The following is a 21,498-nucleotide window of genomic DNA, read 5'->3' on the forward strand; positions in this document are numbered from 1 at the left end:
GATCCATTAGCGTGTCCACCATCCCTATTTCCAGGCAAAGCAGGATGCTTACCGATGCACTTCAGCGAATTGATGGCTGCTCTTTCCACCCGTGCAATCCGACTCCAGCGTGAAGACCAGGACCTGATCGTCCTCGGTGACGAAGAAACCCTGGACGACCCTTTGTGGGAGGCGCTGTCACGGCACAAGCCGGCCTTGCTGGAGATGCTCGCCGCGCAGGATGACGACTGGCTCAGCCCGGCCTTTCGCATCACCCCCGACATGCTGCCCCTGGTAGCGCTGGACCAGGCTGCCATCGACCGCATCGTCGACAGCGTACCGGGCGGTGCTGCCAACGTGCAGGACATCTACCCCTTGGCACCGTTGCAGCAGGGCATGCTTTACCACCACCTGTCCGCCAGCGATGGCGACCCATACCTGTCGCAGGTGCAGCTGCGCTTTGCCAGCAAGGCCCACCTGGAGGCTTTTGCCCAGGCGCTGCAATGGGTCATCCAGCGCCATGACATCCTGCGCACTGCCCTGCACTGGGAATACCTGGATGCCCCGGTACAAGTGGTGTGGCGCGAAGCGGCACTGGTGCGCGAAGCCTTGCCGCTGACTGGCAGCAGCGCCCTGGCCGGCCTGTGCCAGCGCTTCGACCCGCGCCATTACCGCCTCGACCTGCGCCAGGCACCACTGATGCAGCTGATGCATGCGCAGGGCGAGGGTGATGAGTGGGTTGCGCTGTTGATGTTCCACCACGTGATCATGGACCACACCGCGCTGGACATCGTGCGCCGCGAAATCCAGGCACACCTTGCCGGCACCAGCGCACAGCTGCCGGCACCCATGCCGTTTCGCAATGTGCTGGCGGCCGCCCGCCAGGCCCTCGACGAACAGGCCCACGAACGCTTCTTCGGCGAGATGCTGGCCGATATCGATGAGCCTACGCTTGCCTTCGGCCAACAGGACAAGGCCGACCAGCCCCTGCAGCAGGCTCGCCTGACCCTACCAGCGGCGCTCAGCCAGCGCCTGCGCCAACAGGCCCGGCAGCTAGGGGTCAGCCCGGCCAGCGTGCTGCACCTGGGTTTTGCCCGGCTGATCGGGCAACTTTCGGCGCGCCAGGCCGTGGTGTTCGGCAGCGTCCTGCTGGGGCGCATGACCACAGGGGACGGTGGCGAGCAGGCGCTGGGCATGTTCATCAACACCTTGCCGCTGCGCATCGACCTGGGCCAGCACAGTGTGCGCGACGGGTTGCTGGCCACCCACCGTCGGCTCAGCGCCTTGCTCGGCCATGAGCAGGCATCGCTGGCCCTGGCCCAGCGTTGCAGCGGCGTGGTAGCGCCGGCGCCGCTGTTCAACAGCATGCTCAACTACCGCCACAGCGATGCCGGTGACGCCGCTGAAATCATCCCCGTGGCCCCCGGCATCGATATCGTCGGCGCCGAGGAACGCACCGATTACCCGCTGACGGTCAGCGTCGACGACCTCGGTGACGACCTGCGCCTGACCGTGCAGAGCCTGCCGGAATGGCATGCGCCGCGCCTGTGCGGGCAGTTCGAGCAGGTGCTGGCCAGCCTGGTCGATGCCCTGGAGCAGGCGCCCGACACGCCGTTGCAGGCACTGGCAGTACTGCCGCCGGCCGAGCGTGAACAAGTCCTGCAGCAGTTCAACGACAGCACCCGGCATTACCCGCAGGGGCAGACCGTGCATGCACTGGTCGAGGCCCAGGCTGCACGTGCACCTGACGTGCTGGCCGTGCTGCAGGGCGGCCAGGCGCTGAGCTATGGCGAGCTGAATCGCCAGGCCAACCAGCTGGCCCACCAGTTGCTCGCGCGTGGCGTGCAGCTGGGTGACCGGGTGGCCCTGTGCCTGCCGCGCAACGGCCAGCGGCTGGTCGGCTTGCTGGGCGTGCTAAAGGCCGGGGCCGCCTACGTACCGATAGACCCAGGCTACCCGGCCGAACGCATTGCCTACCTGTTGAGCGACAGCGCCCCTGCGCTGGTTCTGGCCGAAACGGGCATCGAAGGTTTGCCAGCCGAGTTGCCGCGACTGGACCTGGACCAGCCCGACGCCTATGCCGCCAACGACAGCAACCCGCAGCTGCCTGGGCTGGATGCACAGCAACTGGCCTACCTGGTGTACACCTCCGGGTCCACCGGGCAACCCAAGGGCGTGATGATCGAGCATCACACCCTGGCCAACCTGGTGCACTGGCACTGCCAGGCCTTTGCCGTGGACAGCGCAGCGCATGTTTCGAGCGTCGCGGGCTTCGGCTTTGACGCCATGGCCTGGGAAGTGTGGCCAAGCCTGAGCGCCGGGGCCACCTTGCACCTGCCACCGGCGCACATTGGCAATGAACATGTCGACGAGCTGCTCGACTGGTGGCTGCAACAGCCGCTGACGGTCAGCTTCCTGCCCACCCCGGTGGCCGAACAGGCACTGCGTCGCGAACACCAGCACCCGACCTTGCGCACCCTGCTGGTCGGCGGCGACCGCCTGCGCCAGTTCGACCGCGACCCAGGCTTTGCCGTGGTCAACAACTACGGCCCGACCGAGACCACGGTAGTGGCAACCTCGGGGCAGATCACCCCCGGTGGCGCCCTGCACATCGGCCGGCCGATCGCCAATACCCGGGTCTACGTGCTGGACGAAGGCCTGCTACCGGTGCCGGTCGGGGTTACCGGCGAGCTGTTCATTGGCGGGGCGCAAGTGGCACGCGGCTATTTCAACCGCCCGGTGCTGACCGAAGAGCGCTTCCTGCGCGACCCGTTCAGCGCACAGGCCAATGCCCGCATGTACCGCAGCGGTGACCTGGTGCGCTGGAACAGCGACGGCACCCTCGATTACCTGGGCCGCAACGATGACCAGGTGAAGATCCGTGGCGTACGGGTAGAGCTGGGTGAAATCGAAGCCGCCCTCACTGCGCAACCGGGCATCGCCGATGCCGTGGTGCTGGTACGTGGCGAACGGCTGTTGGCCTGGTACACCCAGACCACGCCGCTCGACCCACAGGCCCTGCGCGAGGCGCTGCAGGCCAGCCTGCCGGCGCATATGCTGCCATTGGCGTTCACGCGCCTGGACGAATTGCCGCTGACCAGCCACGGCAAACTGGACCGCCGTGCGCTGCCGGATCCAGGCGCTGGCGAACTGTTCGGCCAGCAGTACGAGGCACCGCAAGGCACCACCGAAACGGCCATGGCGCAGGTCTGGGCCGAAGTGTTGGGCGTGGAGCGGGTAGGGCGACACGACAACTTCTTTGAACTCGGCGGCCATTCACTGCTGGCCGTGACCCTGGTCGAACGCCTGCGCAAGGCCGAGCTGGTCATCGATGTGCGGGTCTTGTTCGCCCAGCCGACGCTGGCAGCGCTGGCCGCCGTGGTGGGGGCCGGGCAGGAAGTCGAAGTGCCGGCCAACCGGGTGCCGCTGGGTGCCGAGCGCATCACACCGGACATGCTCAGCCTGGTCCAGCTGGACCAGGCGGTCATCGACCAGGTCGTTGCCAACGTGCCAGGCGGCGCCGCCAACGTGCAGGAAATCTACCCGCTGGCGCCGCTGCAACAAGGGGTGCTCTACCACCACCTCAGTGCCGAGCATGGCGACCCGTACCTGCTGCAAACCCGGCTGGCCTTCGACAGCGTCGAACGCCTGTTGGCCTGGGCCGGGGCCCTGCAACAGGTGATCGACCGTCACGACATCCTGCGTACTGCCGTACTTTGGCAGGGCCTGCCACAGCCGCTGCAAGTGGTGTGGCGCAAGGCTGAGCTGTACGTGGGCGAAATCGATGATTTGCCCGAGCAGGCCGGCGTGGCCCGCATCGAGCAACTGCATGCGCGCTTCGACGCCCGCCATCACCGCATGGACCTGGGCCAGGCACCGCTGACCCGGCTGTACTACAGCCTCGACCCGGCCAACCACCAGGTGGTGGCGATCCTGTTGTTCCATCACCTCACCCTCGACCATACCGCCATGGACGTGGTCGCCCGAGAAATGCGCGCGCTGTTGTTTGGCCAGGGTCACACCCTGCCGGCCGCCGTGCCGTACCGCAATTATGTGGCCCAGGCCTGCCTTGGTGACCAAGGCGGGCATGAGGCGTTCTTCCGGGAAATGCTTGCCGATGTCGATGAGCCGACCTTGCCGCTGGGCCATAGTGACGTGCAAGGCGATGGCCGTGACATCCAGGGCGCAACGCAAGCGCTGGACGAGCCGCTGGCACAGCGGCTGCGCAGCCAGGCCCGGCAACTGGGCGTCAGTGCCGCCAGCCTGATGCACCTGGCCTGGGCCCGCGTGCTCGGCGTGTTGGCCAACCGCAATGATGTGGTGTTCGGTACGGTGCTGATGGGCCGCCTGCAAGGCGGCGAAGGTGCCGACCGCGCCCTGGGCATGTTCATCAACACGTTGCCGCTGCGGGTCGACACGACCGCGCAGGTACAGGCTGCCGTGCGCGCCACGCACCGCAGCCTGTCGGCGCTGCTGGCCCACGAGCACGCGCCGTTGGCGCTGGCCCAGCGCTGCAGCGGTGTGCCTGCCTCGGCACCGTTGTTCAGCGCTTTGCTCAATTACCGGCACAGCGCCGACGATGCGCCGCGTGAAGGCGAGGGCATCTGGGAGGGTGTGCGCCTGCTGGGCGGCGAAGAGCGCAGCAACTACCCCCTGACCCTCAGCGTCAACGACCTGGGCAGCGGCTTTACCTTCAGCGTGCTGGCCGTGCCCGGCATAGGCGCCGCACGGGTGGCCGAATGGATGGCCAACGCCGTCGCGCAACTGGTCCAGGCGCTGGAACAAGGCCCGGCCACTACGCTGGACAGCCTGTCGATCCTCGGTGAACAGGCCCATCAGCAACTGATCGGCAGCTTTAACGCCACCGCCCAGGCTTACCCGCAGGGGCACACCGTACACGCCCTGTTCGAAGCCCAAGCGGCCAGCACACCGGACGCCAGCGCGGTAAGCCAGGGCGACCAGGCGCTCAGTTACGCCGAACTCAACCGCCGCGCCAACCAGCTGGCGCACCGCCTGATCGCCGAGGGCGTACAGTGCGGCGATCGCGTGGCCTTGTGCGTTGGCCGCCACTGCGAACGCATCATCGGCCTGCTGGCCGTGCTCAAGGCCGGCGCCGCCTATGTACCGGTAGACCCGACGTACCCGGCCGAGCGCATCGCCTACCTGCTGGCCGACAGTGCCCCGCGGTTGGTGTTGGCCGACGCGCAGGTCCTCGGGCTGCCCGCTGATATCCCACGGCTCGACCTGGATTCGCCAGAGTCCTTCCTCAGCCTGGCCGACAACCCCCAGGTGCCAGGCCTGGATGCGCACCAACTGGCCTACCTGGTGTACACCTCTGGCTCCACTGGCCAACCCAAAGGGGTGATGGTCGAACACCACACCCTGGCCAACCTGGTGCACTGGCATTGCCAGGCGTTCGCCCTGAAGGCGGGTACGCGCACGTCAAGCGTGGCCGGCTTCGGTTTCGACGCCATGGCCTGGGAGGTCTGGCCGGCCTTGTGTGCCGGGGCCACACTGCACTTGCCGCCTGCGCACATCGGTAACGAGCACGTCGAGGAACTGCTGGACTGGTGGCTGGAGCAGCCATTGGCGGTCAGCTTCCTGCCCACGCCGGTGGCCGAACAGGCGTTGCGCCGCCCAACACAGCACCCGACCCTGCGCACCTTGCTGGTGGGTGGCGACCGTCTGCGCCAGTTCGACCGCGATCCGGGTTTTGCCCTGGTCAACAACTACGGCCCCACCGAAACCACCGTGGTCGCCACCTCGGGCGTACTGCACCCGGGCGCGGCGTTGCACATTGGCAAGCCGATCGCCAACACCCGCGTTTATGTGTTGGATGAGCGCCACCAACCGGTGCCGGTCGGCGTTACCGGCGAGCTGTACATTGGCGGCGCGCAGGTGGCGCGCGGCTACTTCAATCGCCCTGAACTGACCGAGCAGCGGTTCCTTGCCGACCCGTTCAGCCGCCTGCCAGGCGCGCGCATGTACCGCAGTGGCGACCTGGTACGCTGGAACCCGGACGGGACACTGGACTACCTGGGCCGCAACGATGACCAGGTGAAGGTCCGCGGTGTGCGTGTGGAACTGGGTGAGATCGAAGCAGCCCTGGCTGCCCAGGCAGGCATCCGCGATGCCGTGGTGCTGGTGCGCGGCGAGCGCCTGCTGGCCTGGTTCAGCGAAAGCGCACCGGTAGCGGTCGAGGGCCTGCGCCAGGCGCTGCAGGCCTGCCTGCCGGCGCACATGGTGCCGCAAGCCTTCATTCGCCTGGATGAACTGCCGCTGACCAGCCACGGCAAGCTGGACCGCCGCGCGCTGCCGGAGCCGCACACCACCGACCTGGTCGGTCACGGCTATGAGGCACCTGAAGGCGAGACCGAAGCCGCCATGGCAGTGGTGTGGGCCGAGGTACTGGGTGTGGACCGGGTAGGGCGCCACGACAACTTCTTCGAGCTGGGCGGCCACTCGCTGCTGGCAGTGAGCCTGATCGAGCGCCTGCGTCAACAAGGCTTGCCGACAGATGTGCGCGTACTGTTCGGCCAGCCGACGGTAGCTTCCCTGGCTGCCGCCATGGGCCAAGGCCGGCAACTGAGCGTGCCGGAAAACCGTATTCCGCCCGGTTGCACACACATCACCGCCGACATGCTGCCGCTGCTGGCACTGGACCAGGCAGTAATCGAGCGCATTGTCGCAACGGTGCCCGGCGGCGCCGCCAACGTGCAGGACATCTACCCGCTGGCACCGCTGCAGGAAGGCATTCTCTACCACCACCTGAGCGCGGCCGGTGAAGACCCCTACCTGCTGCAATGGCCCATCGTGTTCGACAGCCAGGCCCGCCTGCACGCCTTTGCCGGCGCCCTCGACCAGGTCATCGCCCGCCACGACGTGCTGCGCACCGCCATCCTCTGGGACGGCCTGCCGCAACCCGTCCAGGTAGTCCTGCGCCAAGTCCCTCCGGTTGCCATACCTCAGGTTGCCACAGGACCCTGTGGGAGCGGGTTCACCCGCGAAGAATCCACCGCCGTCCTCGACCTGAGCAAAGCCCCGCTGATCCGCCTGCTCTACAGCAAAGCAGATGGCCCCATCGAAGCCACCCTGCAATTCCACCACATCATCCTCGACCACACCGCCATGAAAGCGGTGCTGGCCGAAATCCGCGACCACCTGCAAGGCCTGCAACCGGCACAAGCCCCAGTGCCCTACCGCAACTACGTGGCCCAGGCCCGCCTGGCCATCAGCGAAGCCGAACACGAAGCCTTCTTCCGTGCACAGCTCGCCGATATCGACGAAGCGACCTTGCCCTATGGCCTGGCCGACCTGCAACTGCAAGCCAGCCAGTTCGAGCTGGCCAGCGTCACCCTGCAACCCAGCCAGTACCAGCGCCTGCGAGGCCAGGCCCAGCAACTGGGCGTAAGCGCCGCAAGCTTGCTGCACCTGGCCTGGGCACGGCTGGTTTCCGCTACCAGTGGCAAGTCCAGCGTGGTCTTCGGCACGGTCCTGCTGGGGCGCCTGCAAGGCGGGGCCGGTGCCGACCGTGGCCTGGGCATGTTCATCAACACCTTGCCCCTGCGCCTTGACCTGCACGGGCTGGACGTACGCGAAGGGGTGCGCCAGGCCCATCAGCAGCTGGCTGCGCTGCTGGTGCATGAGCACGCGTCGCTGGCCTTGGCCCAGCGTTGCAGTGGCGTGGCAGCACCGGCGCCGCTGTTCAGCGCCATGCTCAACTATCGCCACGGCGCCACCGCCAGCGAGCAGCAGGCGCGTGAGCAAGCCCTGGAAGGTATCGAAGTGTTGCCTGCGCGCGGGCATGGCAATTACCCGATCAGCGTTAACGTCGATGACCTGGGCGATGGGCTGCGCATTAGCGCGCAGGTCACCGCGCAAGTGGGTGCCCAGCGCATCTGCGAGCAATTGCAGCAGGTGCTGATCGGCCTGCTGGACGCGCTGGAGCATCAGCCCGGTTTGCCGTTGCAGCAGCTCTCGGTGCTGACGCCGCTGGAGCGCGAACAGCTGCTGAACCAACGTGAGCCGCAACCCCATGACCTTGAGCAACCCCTTCACAGCCTGTTCGAGGCGCAGGTGCGCCAGTCGCCCGATGCCATCGCGCTGGTGGCCGAAGACGGCGAGCTGAGCTATCGCCAACTTGATGAACAGGCCAACCGCCTGGCGCACCACCTGATCAGCCTTGGGGTTAAACCCGATGACCGGGTGGCGATCTGCGTCGAACGTGGGTTAAGCATGGTGATTGGTCTGCTGGCCATCCTCAAGGCCGGCGCTGCCTATGTACCGGTTGACCCAGGCTACCCGGCCGAGCGCATCCGCCACATGCTGGCCGACAGCGCGCCGCTGGCCGTGCTGGTGCACGGCGCCACCCGTGAGGTAGTGGGGGCCACGCAACGGCCACTGATTGACCTGGACCAACCGTGCTGGCAGCAGCAACCGATCAGCAACCCGCGTATCGCCGGGCTCGGCGCACAGCACCTGGCCTATGTGATCTACACCTCAGGCTCTACCGGCGTGCCCAAGGGCGTGATGGTCGAGCACCGCAACGTGGTCAACCTGGTGCACTGGAGCCAGCGCCTGTGCCCGGCTGCAGGCGCCGGTGGCGTGCTGCACAAGACCCCGGTCAGTTTCGATGCCTCGGTCTGGGAGCTGTTCTGGCCCCTGTGCAGCGGTTTGCGCCTGGTGCTGGCACGGCCAGACGGCCAGCGCGATCCGGCCTACCTGGCGCAGCTGATCCAGGCGCAGCGAGTGGGGGTGGTGCAGTTCGTCCCAGCCTTGCTCCAGCAGTTCATCGAGCAAGCCGAGAGCCGCCACTGCAACAGCCTGACCGACATTGTCTGCGGCGGTGGCGAGCTGAGCGCAGCGCTGGCGGCCCAGGTGCGCCAGCGCTTGCCGCAGGTACGCCTGCACAACGTCTACGGCCCCACCGAGACCACGGTGGATTGCAGCGTATGGACGCTGCAGCCGGGTGCCGCACTGCCGCAAGGCGCATTGCCCATCGGCCAGGCCATCGACAACACCCGGCTCTACGTGCTGGACAGCGACGACCAGCTGGTACCGTGGGGCGTAGCCGGGCAGTTGCACATCGGCGGCGCGGGCGTGACGCGTGGCTACCTCGGCCTGCCTGAGCAGCAGGCCGAACGCTTCATTGCCAGCCCCTTCGTCACCGGTGACCGCCTGTACCGCAGTGGTGACCTGGTGCGCCTGGACCCGCACGGCAACCTGATGTTCCTTGGCCGTACCGACCAGCAGATCAAGCTGCGTGGCCTGCGTATCGAGCCGGGCGAAATCGAAGCCTGCCTGGGCCGTGTCGCGGGGGTGCGCGACGCCGTTGTGCTCGCGGTCGATGACGCACGCCTGGTTGCCTATTACACCGGTACGTCGCAGCCGGCAGATAGCCTGCGCCAGGCATTGCTGACACAGCTGCCGGAATACATGGTGCCGGCCCTGTACATCCACCTGGACCAGTTGCCACTCACCCCGAACGGCAAACTCGACCGCAAAGCCTTGCCAGCACCCGACGGAGCCCTGCACGGGCGGCCCTACGAAGCACCGGCAGGCACCACTGAAACCTTGCTGGCCCGGCTATGGAGCGAGCTGCTGGGGGTTGACCCGATCGGTCGACACGACAACTTCTTCGAACTCGGCGGCCACTCCTTGCTGGCCGTCAGCCTGACCGCACGCCTGCGCCTGGAGGGCCTGCAGGTCGATGTACGCACCCTGTTCGGCCAGCCGACCATTGCCGCGCTGGCCGCCACCCTCGGCGCCGACCAGCAGGTGGAGGTACCCGAGAACCGCATTCCGCCAGGTTGCACGCATATCACCCCAGCGCTGCTCAGCCTGATCGACCTCGACCCGCCTGCCATCGAACGCATCGTCGCCCAGGTACCGGGTGGTGCTGCCAACGTGCAGGACATCTACCCGCTGGCGCCGCTGCAGGAAGGCATCCTCTATCACCACCTGAGCGCCGAGCACGACCCCTACGTGTTGTTCTCCAGGCTGCGCTTCGCCAGCCGCGAGCGCCTGCACGCTTTCGCCGCTGCGCTGGACAAGGTCATCACCCGCCACGACGTGCTGCGCACCGCCATCCTCTGGGAAGGCCTGCCGCAACCCGTCCAGGTCGTCCTGCGCAAAGTCCCCCCGATTGTCACGGCCCCTTGTAGGAGCGGGTTCACCCGCGAAGAACCCACCGCCGCCCTAAACCTGAACCAGGCCCCGCTGCTCTGCCTGCTCTACACCGACGCCGACGGCCCGATCGAAGCCACCCTGCAGTTCCACCACATCGTCCTCGACCACACCGCCCTGGAAGTGGTCGGCGAAGAGCTGACTGCCCACCTGCAAGGCGCCCCGGCCCCAACCCATGTACCCGTGCCATACCGCAACTACGTGGCCCAGGCCCGCCTGGGCATCAGCCAGGCCGCACACGAGGCCTTCTTCCGCACGCAACTGGCCGATATCGACGAACCAACCTTGCCGTTCGGCCTCAGTGACGTGCAAGGCGACGGCCGCGACATGCAGGAAGCCAAATCAGCCGTCTCGCCTGAACTGGCCGCCGGCCTGCGCCAACAGGCCCGCCAGCTGGGCATCAGTGTCGCCAGCCTGTTCCACCTGGCCTGGGCACGCGTGCTGGCGGCGGCCAGCGGCCGGCAAAGCGTGGTGTTCGGTACCGTGTTGCTGGGCCGTCTGCAGGGCGGCGAGGGTGCCGAGCGGGCATTGGGCATGTTCATCAACACCTTGCCCCTGCGCGTCGATCTGGCCGATGTCGGCCTGCGCAGTGCGGCCCAGGCCGTGCACCAGCGGCTGAGCGCACTGCTGGCCCACGAGCACGCCTCACTGGCCCTGGCCCAGCGTTGCAGTGGCGTGGCCGCACCGTTGCCGCTGTTCAGCGCCATGCTCAACTACCGCCATGGCGCCGAGCCGGGTGCCGCGCAGCGTCAAGGCTGGGAGGGTATCGAGGTACTGGAAGGGCAGGAACGTACCAACTACCCGTTAAGCCTGAACGTGGATGACCTGGGAGAAGGCTTCCGCCTGGTCGCCATGACCTCGGCCGAGATCGGTGCCGCACGTGTTTGCGGGCAGATGCACCAGGTGCTGCAGGCCATGGTCGAGGCCCTGCAGCATCAACCGCAGCTGCCGGTACAACAGTTGCCGGTGCTGCAGGCTGAGGAACGCCAGCGCGTGCTGGTCGACTTCAACGACACAGCCGCTGACTACAACCTTGAACAGACCTTGCACGGTATGATCGAGGCGCAGGTGGTACGTACACCGGATGCCGTGGCGGTGCGGGCTGAAGAGGGCGAGCTGACTTACGGACAGCTCAATGAACAAGCCAACCGCCTGGCACATCATTTGATCGGACTAGGCGTGAGACCGGATGATCGCGTGGCGATCTGCGTCGAGCGTGGGCTGTCGATGGTGGTGGGCTTGCTGGCCATTCTCAAGGCCGGTGGCGCCTATGTGCCGGTCGACCCGGATTACCCGGCTGAGCGTGTGCGGCACATGCTCAGTGACAGCGCGCCGACGGCGGTGCTGGTGCATGGGGCGACCCGGCATGTGCCGGAAGCCGGATTGCTGATTGACCTGGATTTGCCGATCTGGGGCGACTTGCCTTCAGGTAATCCGGTCATTGGCGCGTTGACCCCGCGTCACCTGGCGTACGTGATCTACACCTCGGGCTCGACCGGTTTGCCGAAAGGTGTAATGAACGAGCATGCCGGGGTGGTCAACCGGCTGTTGTGGATGCAGGACGCTTATGGGCTGGATGCGGATGACGTGGTGCTGCAGAAGACCCCGTTCAGCTTCGACGTATCGGTGTGGGAGTTCCTCTGGCCGTTGCAGATCGGCGCAAGGCTGGTCATGGCCCGCCCTGGCGGGCACCGTGACCCCGAATACCTGCGCGAGGTGATCGTGCGGGAAAACGTCACCACCCTGCATTTCGTCCCCTCGATGCTGGATGTGTTCCTTTCCTCTGGCCCCACCACGATCCCTGTGGACCCTGTGGACCCTGTGGACCCTGCGGACCCTGCGGACCCTGTGGGCACTGTGGGAGCGGGTTCACCCGCGAACACCGGCGAAGCCGGTGCCATACACTGTGTTGAATTCTTCGCGGGTAAACCCGCTCCCACAGGGACCGCGCATACCCCGAAAAGTGTACCGTTTGCAAAAATGGTGCGCGTGATCTGCTCGGGCGAGGCGCTGCCGGGGAGCTTGGTACGGCGTTTCCATGCCCAGCTTCCGACAGTGGAACTGCACAACCTCTACGGCCCCACCGAAGCCGCCGTAGACGTCAGCGCCTGGCACTGCCTCACCGCCCCCGACAACACCCCGATCGGCAAACCCATCGCCAACACCACCCTGTACATCCTCGACGACCAGCGCCAACCCGTCCCACAAGGCGTCGCCGGCGAGCTGTACATCGGCGGCGTCCAGGTCGCCCGCGGCTACCTCAACCGCGCCGAACTCACCGCTGAACGCTTCCTCGACGACCCGTTCACCCCCGGCGCACGCCTGTACCGCACCGGCGACCTGGCCCGCCACCTGGCCGACGGCAACATCGAATACCTCGGCCGCAACGACGACCAGGTCAAGCTGCGCGGCCTGCGCGTCGAACTCGGCGAGATCCAGGCCGGCCTCACCGCCATTACCGGCATCAAGGAAGCGGTGGTACTCACCAAGGATCAACGCCTGATCGCCTACTACACCGGTGAGCCACAACTGGTGGAAACCTTGCGCACAGCGCTGCTTGCCCACCTGCCCGAGTTCATGGTCCCGGCGCAGTTCATGCACCTCGAGGCGCTGCCACTCAGCCCCAACGGCAAGCTCGACCGCAAGGCGCTGCCAGAACCTGGCGTACTGCAAGACCGCCCATTCGAGGCCCCACAAGGCGAAACCGAACACCTGCTCGCAACCCTCTGGGCCGACCTGCTGGGCGTGGAGCGGGTAGGGCGCCACGACAACTTCTTCGAACTCGGTGGCCACTCGCTGCTGGCGGTCACCCTCACGGCACGCCTGCGTGAACACGGCCTGCATGCCGATATCCGCGTGCTGTTCGGCCAGCCGACCCTGGCCGCGCTGGCCGCTGCGCTGGGCGGGGAAACCCGGGTCGTGGTGCCGGCCAACCTCATAGCGCCAGGCGCCACGCACATCACCCCGGCCATGCTGCCGCTGGCCGACCTTTCGCAAGCTGCCATCGACACCGTGGTAGCGCAGGTCCCGGGCGGCACCGCGAATATCCAGGACATCTACGGCCTAGCCCCGCTGCAGCAGGGCATTCTCTACCACCACCTGGCCAGCGAGGGCGCCGACCCGTACGTGTTGCAGGCGCGCTTTGCCTTCCCCGGCCAGGCCGAGCTGGACGCCTTTGCCGCCGCGCTCGACCAGGTCATAGCCCGCCATGACATCCTGCGCACCAGCATCCATTGGCAAACCCTCGATGAGCCGGTGCAAGTGGTATGGCGCACCACGCCATCTGTTGGCGCCGCCTTGCACAGCGAACAACCCCACGGCGCAATCGACCTGAACCAGGCCCCGCTGATCCGTCTGCTGCCTGCGCAAACCGACAATGGCCTGCAAGCCACGTTGCTGATCCACCACATCATCCTCGACCACGCCGCGGTCGAGCAGCTGGTGGCCGAAATCACCGCCGTGCTGCAAGGCCAGCCACTGCACGAGGCCAGCGTGCCTTACCGCAATTACGTGGCCCAGGCCCGCCTGGGCGCCGATACCCAGGCCGACGAAGCCCTGTTCCGCGAGCTGCTGGGTGACATCGACGAACCGACTGTCGTGTTCGGGTTGCACGATGCACAAGGCGATGCCAGCGAGGTCTACGACAGCCGCCAGGCCCTGGATGCCGAGCTGTCTGGCCGGCTGCGCGAGCAGGCACGGCAACTGGGCGTGAGTGTCGCCAGCCTGGTGCACCAGGCCTGGGCGCAGGTGCTGGCCCAGTTGTCCGGGCGCGAGGAGGTGGTGTTCGGTACCGTGCTACTCGGTCGCCTGCAGGGCGGCGAGGGTGCCGAGCGGGCGCTGGGGATGTTCATCAACACCTTGCCATTGCGCGTCAGTGTCAGCGCGGCTGCCGCCGCCGATGGCGTACGGCTGACCCACCAGCGCCTGGCGCGGCTGCTGGCCCACGAGCAAGCCTCGCTGGCCCTGGCCCAGCGGTGCAGTGGCGTGCCGGCGACCCAGGCGCTGTTCACCAGCCTGCTCAACTACCGGCACAGCGCACCGGCCAAGGCCGAATTGCGCCAGGCCTGGCAGGGCATCGAGCAGGTGGCAGCCCATGAGCGCAGCAACTACCCACTGGTGGTCAATGTCGACGACCTGGGTGATGGCTTTGTCCTGACCGTTCAGGCGTTGGCACAAGTCGACGGTGGGCAGGTGTGCCGCCTGCTTGCTACAGCCCTGGAACAACTGGCCGATGCCCTGCAACGTGCTCCGTCCACGCCGCTGCATGCCCTTAGCCAACTGGCGCCGAGCGAGCGTGAACTGGTGCTGCAAGGCTTCAACGCCACCCGCCGCGACTACCCGCGGGACCATGCGCTGCACCGGCTGGTCGGTGCCCACGCCGCGCTCACCCCGCAGGCGACCGCCGTGGTGCACGGGACGCGTGAGTGGACTTACCTGCAACTGGAGCAGCACGCCAACCGCCTGGCTCACCACCTGCTGGGGCTGGGCGTGAAGCCCGGTGATCGCGTTGCCTTGTTGCTGCCGCGCAGCTTCGAACTGCTGGCTGCGCAATTGGCCGTCAGCAAATGCGCGGCGGTATTTGTGCCGCTGGACAGCAATGCGCCTGTCGAACGCCAGGCGTTCATGGTCAACGACAGCCAGGCCCAGCTGCTGCTCACGCTCGCCAGCGAAGCGCAGCCTGGTCAGGCCAAGCGGGTCGAGTTGGACTGCTGCGACCTGGCCGCCTACCCAAGCCACGCGCTGAACCTGGCGGTTAACGCCGAAAGCGCGGCCTACATCATGTACACCTCAGGCTCCACCGGCACCCCGAAAGGCGTGCAAGTGCCACACCGGGCAATCGTGCGCCTGGTGATCAATAACGGTTTTGCCGATTTCACCCGCGAGGACCGCTTCGCCTTTGCCTCCAACCCGGCGTTCGACGCCAGTACCCTGGAGGTCTGGGCGCCTTTGCTCAACGGCGCTTGTGTGGTGGTCATCGACCAGCAACAGGTGCTGTCGCGCGAAGCATTGCGTGATGTGCTGCTGGCGCAGGGCGTGAGTGTGCTCTGGCTGACGGCAGGGCTGTTCCACCAGTTTGCCGAAGCCTTGCTGCCAGCCTTCGCCAAACTGCGCTACCTGATGGTGGGCGGCGACGTGCTGGACCCGGCGGTAGTCGCCCGGGTACTGCGCAACGGTGCGCCGCAGCACTTGCTCAACGGCTACGGCCCGACCGAAGCCACCACCTTCAGCACCACCTATGCAATTACTGCTGCAGGCGAGGGCAGCATCCCGATTGGCAAGCCGATCGGCAACGGCCGCTGCTATGTGCTCGATGCCCGCCAGCAGCCGCTGCCGGTAGGTGCCGTGGGTGAGTTGTACATCGGTGGCGATGGCGTGGCCCTGGGTTACCTTGGCCAGCCGGCACTCACCGCCGAACGCTTCCTCCACGACCCGTTCAGCCGCCAGCCGGGTGCCCGCATGTACCGCAGCGGCGACCTGGCCAGCTGGCAGGCTGACGGCACGCTGCGCTACCTGGGGCGTGCCGACCAGCAGGTCAAGCTGCGCGGCTTCCGCATCGAACTGGGGGAAATCGAGGCATGCCTGGGGCAGTGCGCCGGCATTCGCGACACTGCAGTGGTGCTGCGTGAAGATACCCCGGGCGACAAGCGCCTGGTGGCGTACTTCACCGCGCACACGGCGGCACCGGCACTTTCCGAACTGCACAGCCACCTGCAAGGCCAGTTGCCGGACTACATGCTGCCGGCTGCCTACGTGTACCTGGCCGAACTGCCATTGACCGCCAACGGCAAGCTCGACCGCCGCGCGCTGCCGCAACCGAGCAGCGACGCCGTGGTCAGCCGCGCCTTCGCGGCGGCGCAAGGTGAAGTGGAAACCGCCCTGGCCGCGATCTGGGCAGATGTGCTCAAGGTCGAGCAGGTCGGCCGCCACGATCACTTCTTCGAACTGGGCGGCCATTCGCTGCTGGCGGTGACCCTGGTCGAGCGCATGCGCAAGGCCGGCCTCAGTGCCGACGTGCGCGTGCTGTTCGCCCAGCCAACCCTGGCTGCGCTGGCTGCGGCGATCGGCACTGGCCGCGAGGTGCAGGTCCCGGCCAATCGGGTGCCGGCAGATACCAAGGCCATCAACCCGGCCATGCTCAGCCTGATCGAGCTGGACCAGGCCAGCATCGACCGTATCGTTGCCAGCGTGCCGGGCGGCGCGGCCAACGTGCAGGAAATCTACCCCCTGGCGCCGTTGCAGGAGGGTATCCTCTATCACCACTTGAGCGCCGAACAGGGCGACCCGTACCTGCTGCAATCGCGCCTGGCATTCGACAGCCTGGCCGACCTGCAGCGCTGGGCTGGTGCTCTGCAGCAGGTCATCGACCGCCACGACATCCTGCGTACCGCCGTGGTCAGCGAGGGCCTGGAGCAAGCGGTGCAAGTGGTCTGGCGCAAGGCGCAAATGGCCGTCACGCCGGTCGAAGGGCTTGGCGACGAGGCCGTGATCGATGCGTTGCAGGCGCGCTACGACGCCCGCCACCAACGCCTGGACCTTACCTGCGCACCGTTGCTGCGCCTGCTGCATGCCGCCGACCCGGTTAACCAGCGGGTGGTGGCGATCCTGCAGTTCCACCACCTGGCCCTGGACCATACCGCCATGGAGGTGATTGCCGCTGAAATGCAGGCGCTGATGGCGGGGCAGGGCGAGCAACTGCCAGCCCCGGTGCCCTACCGCACCTACGTGGCCCAGGCGCGCCTGGCGGCTGACGATGCCGGCCATGAAGCGTTCTTCCGCGAGATGCTCGGCGACCTGGACGAACCGACCCTGCCATTCGGCCTGGCCGACGTGCAAGGCGAAGGGCATGCCATCGAAGAAGCCCGCCTGAACGTAGACGCCACGCTGGCCCGCAGCCTGCGCGAGCAGGCCCGGCAACTGGGCGTCAGCGCCGCGAGCCTGGCGCACCTGGCCTGGGCGCGGGTACTGGGCGTGCTGGCCAACCGCACCGACGTGGTGTTCGGCACGGTGCTGATGGGCCGCCTGCAAGGCGGTGAGGGGGCTGACCGGGCGCTGGGCGTGTTCATCAACACCTTGCCACTGCGCATCGACCTGGCGACGCCCGTGCAGCAGGCGGTACGCCTGACCCACCAACGGCTGTCGGCGCTGCTGGCACACGAGCATGCGTCGCTGGCCCTGGCCCAGCGCTGCAGCGGTGTGGCGGCAGCGGCGCCGCTGTTCAGCGCCTTGTTCAACTATCGCCACAGCAGCGCCACAGGTACCGAGAGCGGTGCGCAAGGCGTGCGCCTGCTGGGCGGGGAGGAACGCAGCAACTATCCGCTCACCCTAAGCGTCGATGACCTGGGCGAAGGTTTTGCCTTGAGCGTATTGGCCCAGCAAGGCGTGGGTGCCGAACGGGTGGCGCACTGGATGCACCAGGCACTCCAGCAACTGGCCCAGGCACTGGCACAGGCGCCAGAGGCAGCGGTGAACACGCTGCCGATCCTGGACCCGGCAGCACGCCAGCAATTGCTGGAAAGTTTCAATAACACCCGCCGCGACTACCCGACCGGGCAGACCGTGCATGCCCTGATTGAAGCCCAGGCCGCCCGAACACCGCAGGCCGCCGCCCTGGTACAGGACGGCCGGGTGCTGAGCTATGGCGAGCTGAACCGCAGTGCCAACCGCCTGGCCCACTACCTGATCGAACGCGGCGTGCAGGTTGGCGACCGCGTTGCCCTGTGCCTGTCGCGCAGCCTGGAGCGCCAGATCGGCCTGTTGGCGGTACTCAAGGCCGGCGCCGCCTATGTACCCGTCGACCCGGCTTACCCGGCCGACCGTATCGCCTACCTGCTGGCCGACAGCGCGCCGGCGCTGATACTGGTCGAGTCGGCCACCCAGGCGCTGGTGGGCGATGCAGACTATGTGGCGCTGGACCGCGATGCCTGGCAAGGCGCGGCAGAGGGCAACCCGCAGGTGGCCGGGCTGGACCACCAGCAACTGGCCTACGTGATCTACACCTCCGGCTCGACCGGCCAGCCCAAGGGGGTGATGGTCGAGCATGCGACCCTGGCCAACCTGGTGCACTGGCACTGCGAGGCCTTCGCCCTGGGCGCCGGCAGCCATACCAGCAGCGTGGCCGGGTTCGGCTTCGACGCGGTGGCCTGGGAAGTCTGGCCGGCGCTGTGCGCAGGGGCGGTGCTGCACTTGCCGCCGCTGCAGGTTGCCGGTGAACACGTCGACGAATTGCTGGACTGGTGGCTGGAGCAACCGCTGGCGGTGAGCTTCCTGCCGACCCCGGTCGCCGAGCAGGCCCTGCGCCGCGAACGCCAGCACCCGACCCTGCGCACGCTGCTGGTCGGCGGTGACCGCCTGCGCCAGTTCGAACACGGCCCCGGCTTCAACGTGGTCAACAACTATGGCCCGACCGAAACAACGGTGGTGGCCAGCTCCGGGCTGCTGAGCCCTGGCGGCCGGTTGCACATCGGCAAGCCGATCGCCAACACCCGCGTGTATGTGCTCGACGAGCAGCACCAACCGGCGCCGGTGGGCGTGACAGGTGAGTTGTACATCGGCGGTGCCGGGGTTGCCCGCGGTTACCTGAACCGCGACGCGCTGAGCGCAGAGCGCTTCCTGGCCGACCCATTCAGCAGCCAGGCCCAGGCGCGGATGTACCGCAGTGGCGACCTGGTGCGCTGGAATGCCGATGGCACCCTGGACTACCTGGGCCGCAACGATGACCAGGTGAAGATCCGCGGTGTGCGGGTGGAACTGGGCGAGATCGAGAACGTGCTGGCCGCCCAACCGGGTATTGCCGATGCGGTGGTACTGGTACGGGGCGAACGCCTGCTGGCGTGGTTCACCGCCACCGCGCCGGTGGCGCCGGAGGCATTGCGCCAGGCCCTGCAGGCAAGCTTGCCGGCGCACCTGGTGCCGCTGGCCTTTACCCGGCTGGAGGCATTGCCGCTGACCCGGCATGGCAAGCTGGACCGCAAGGCTTTGCCAGACCCGGACCCGGCATTGCTCGCCAGCCAGGCCTACGTGGCGCCGCAAGGTGCAGTCGAAACCGCACTGGCGGCGGTGTGGGCCGACATGCTGCAGGTTGAACGCGTGGGCCGCCACGACAACTTCTTTGAGCTGGGCGGGCACTCGCTGCTGGCGGTCAACCTGACCGCACGCCTGCGCCGGCAAGGGTTGCAAGTGGATGTGCGCACCCTGTTCGGGCAACCGAGCATCGCCGCCCTGGCCGCCACCCTGGGCCAGGTGCGCGAGGTGCAGGTGCCCGACAACCTGATCCCCGCCGGCTGCAGCCAGATCACCCCGGCCATGCTGCCATTGGTGGCGCTGGAGCAGGCCGCCATCGAGCGCATTGTCGCCCAGGTGCCGGGCGGCGCCGCCAACGTGCAGGACATCTACCCACTGGCGCCGTTGCAGGAGGGCATTCTCTATCACCACCTGAGTGCGGCCGGGCACGACCCCTACGTCCTGCAATCGCGCTTCGCCTTCGCCAGCCGCGAGCACCTGGCCAGCTTCGCCGCCGCGCTGGACAAGGTCATTGCCCGCCACGACGTGCTGCGCACCGCCATCCTCTGGGAAGGCCTGCCGCAACCCGTCCAGGTCGTCCTGCGCACCGTCCCTGCAGTGGTAACAGGCCCGTGTGGGAGCGGATTCACCCGCGAAGAACCCACCACCGCCCTCAACCTGAGCCAGGCCCCGCTGCTCCGCCTGCTCTACACCGACGCCGACGGCCCGATCGAAGCCACCCTGCAGTTCCACCACATCGTCCTCGACCACACCGCCATGGAAGTGGTCGCCGAGGAACTGATCGGCTACCTGCAGGGCAACACCGAGCCCACCCACGCCCCGGTGCCATACCGCAACTACGTGGCTCAGGCGCGCCTGGGCATCAGCCAGGCCGAGCACGAGACGTTCTTCCGCGAGCAGTTGGCGGATATCGACGAGCCGACCTTGCCGTTCGGTCTCAGCGATGTTCAAGGCGATGGCCGCGACATCGAAGAAGCACAGTTGTGGCTGGATGAAGCCCTGGCACAACGCCTGCGTCTGCAGGCCCGCCAACTGGGCATCAGCGTCGCCAGCCTGTTCCACCTTGCCTGGGCGCGCTTGCTGGGCGCCGCCAGCGGCCAAGCGCAGGTGGTGTTCGGCACGGTACTGCTGGGTCGCCTGCAAGGTGGTGAAGGTGCCGAACGGGCGCTGGGTATGTTCATCAACACCCTGCCACTGCGCATCGACCTGGCCGGTGTCAGCCTGCGCGACGGTGCCCGTGCCACCCATCAGCGCCTCAGCGCGCTGCTGGCCCACGAGCATGCCTCGCTGGCCTTGGCCCAACGCTGCAGCGGCGTGGCCGCACCGCAGCCGCTGTTCAGCGCAATGCTCAACTACCGCCACAGCAGCCAGGCCACGGCCAGCCAGAAGCAGGCGACGACGGGTATCGACACGTTGGAAAGCCAGGAACGCAGCAACTATCCGCTGGGCCTGAACGTGGACGACACCGGCCTGGGCTTCCGGCTGGTGGCGATGACCTCGGCCGAGATTGGTGCCGCACGTGTTTGCGGGCAGATGCACCAGGTGCTGCAGGCCATGGTTGAGGCCCTGCAGCATCAACCGCAGCTGCCGGTACAACAGTTGCCGGTGCTGCAGGCTGAGGAACGCCAGCGCGTGCTGGTCGACTTCAACGACACAGCCGCTGACTACAACCTTGAACAGACCTTGCACGGCATGATCGAGGCGCAAGTAGTTCGCACGCCGGATGCCGTGGCGGTGCGGGCAGAAGAGGGCGAGCTGACTTACGGGCAGCTCAATGAACAGGCCAACCGCTTGGCGCATCATTTGATCGGGCTAGGCGTGAAACCGGATGATCGCGTGGCGATCTGCGTCGAACGTGGGCTGTCGATGGTGGTGGGCTTGCTGGCCATTCTCAAGGCTGGCGGTGCGTATGTGCCGGTCGACCCGGATTACCCGGCTGAGCGTGTGCGGCACATGCTGAGTGACAGCGCACCGGTGGGGGTGTTGGTGCATGGGGCTACCCGGCACATTCCGGATGCCGGTCATATCATTGACCTGGACCAGTCGGTCTGGGGCGATTTGCCTGTCGCCAATCCTGTGGTGGCGGAGCTGACAGCGCGTCATCTGGCGTACGTGATCTACACCTCGGGATCGACCGGGTTGCCGAAAGGCGTGATGAACGAGCATGCCGGGGTAGTCAACCGGCTGTTGTGGATGCAGGGCACCTACAGGCTGGATGCGGATGACGTGGTGCTGCAAAAGACCCCGTTCAGCTTTGATGTGTCGGTGTGGGAATTCCTCTGGCCGTTGCAGACCGGCGCACGGCTGGTCATG

General features: G+C 67.1%; 1 protein-coding gene. It reads left to right on the forward strand.

Annotated features, from left to right (window positions below; translation table 11 throughout):
* Positions 1-54: 54 nt before the first annotated feature.
* Positions 55-21,498 (forward strand): non-ribosomal peptide synthetase (locus IAE39_RS29740; protein WP_236548709.1); only part of this gene is annotated, 21,444 nt, incomplete at its 3' end.

The sequence above is a fragment of the Pseudomonas sp. S37 genome, from assembly GCF_016658545.1.
Lineage (GTDB): Bacteria > Pseudomonadota > Gammaproteobacteria > Pseudomonadales > Pseudomonadaceae > Aquipseudomonas.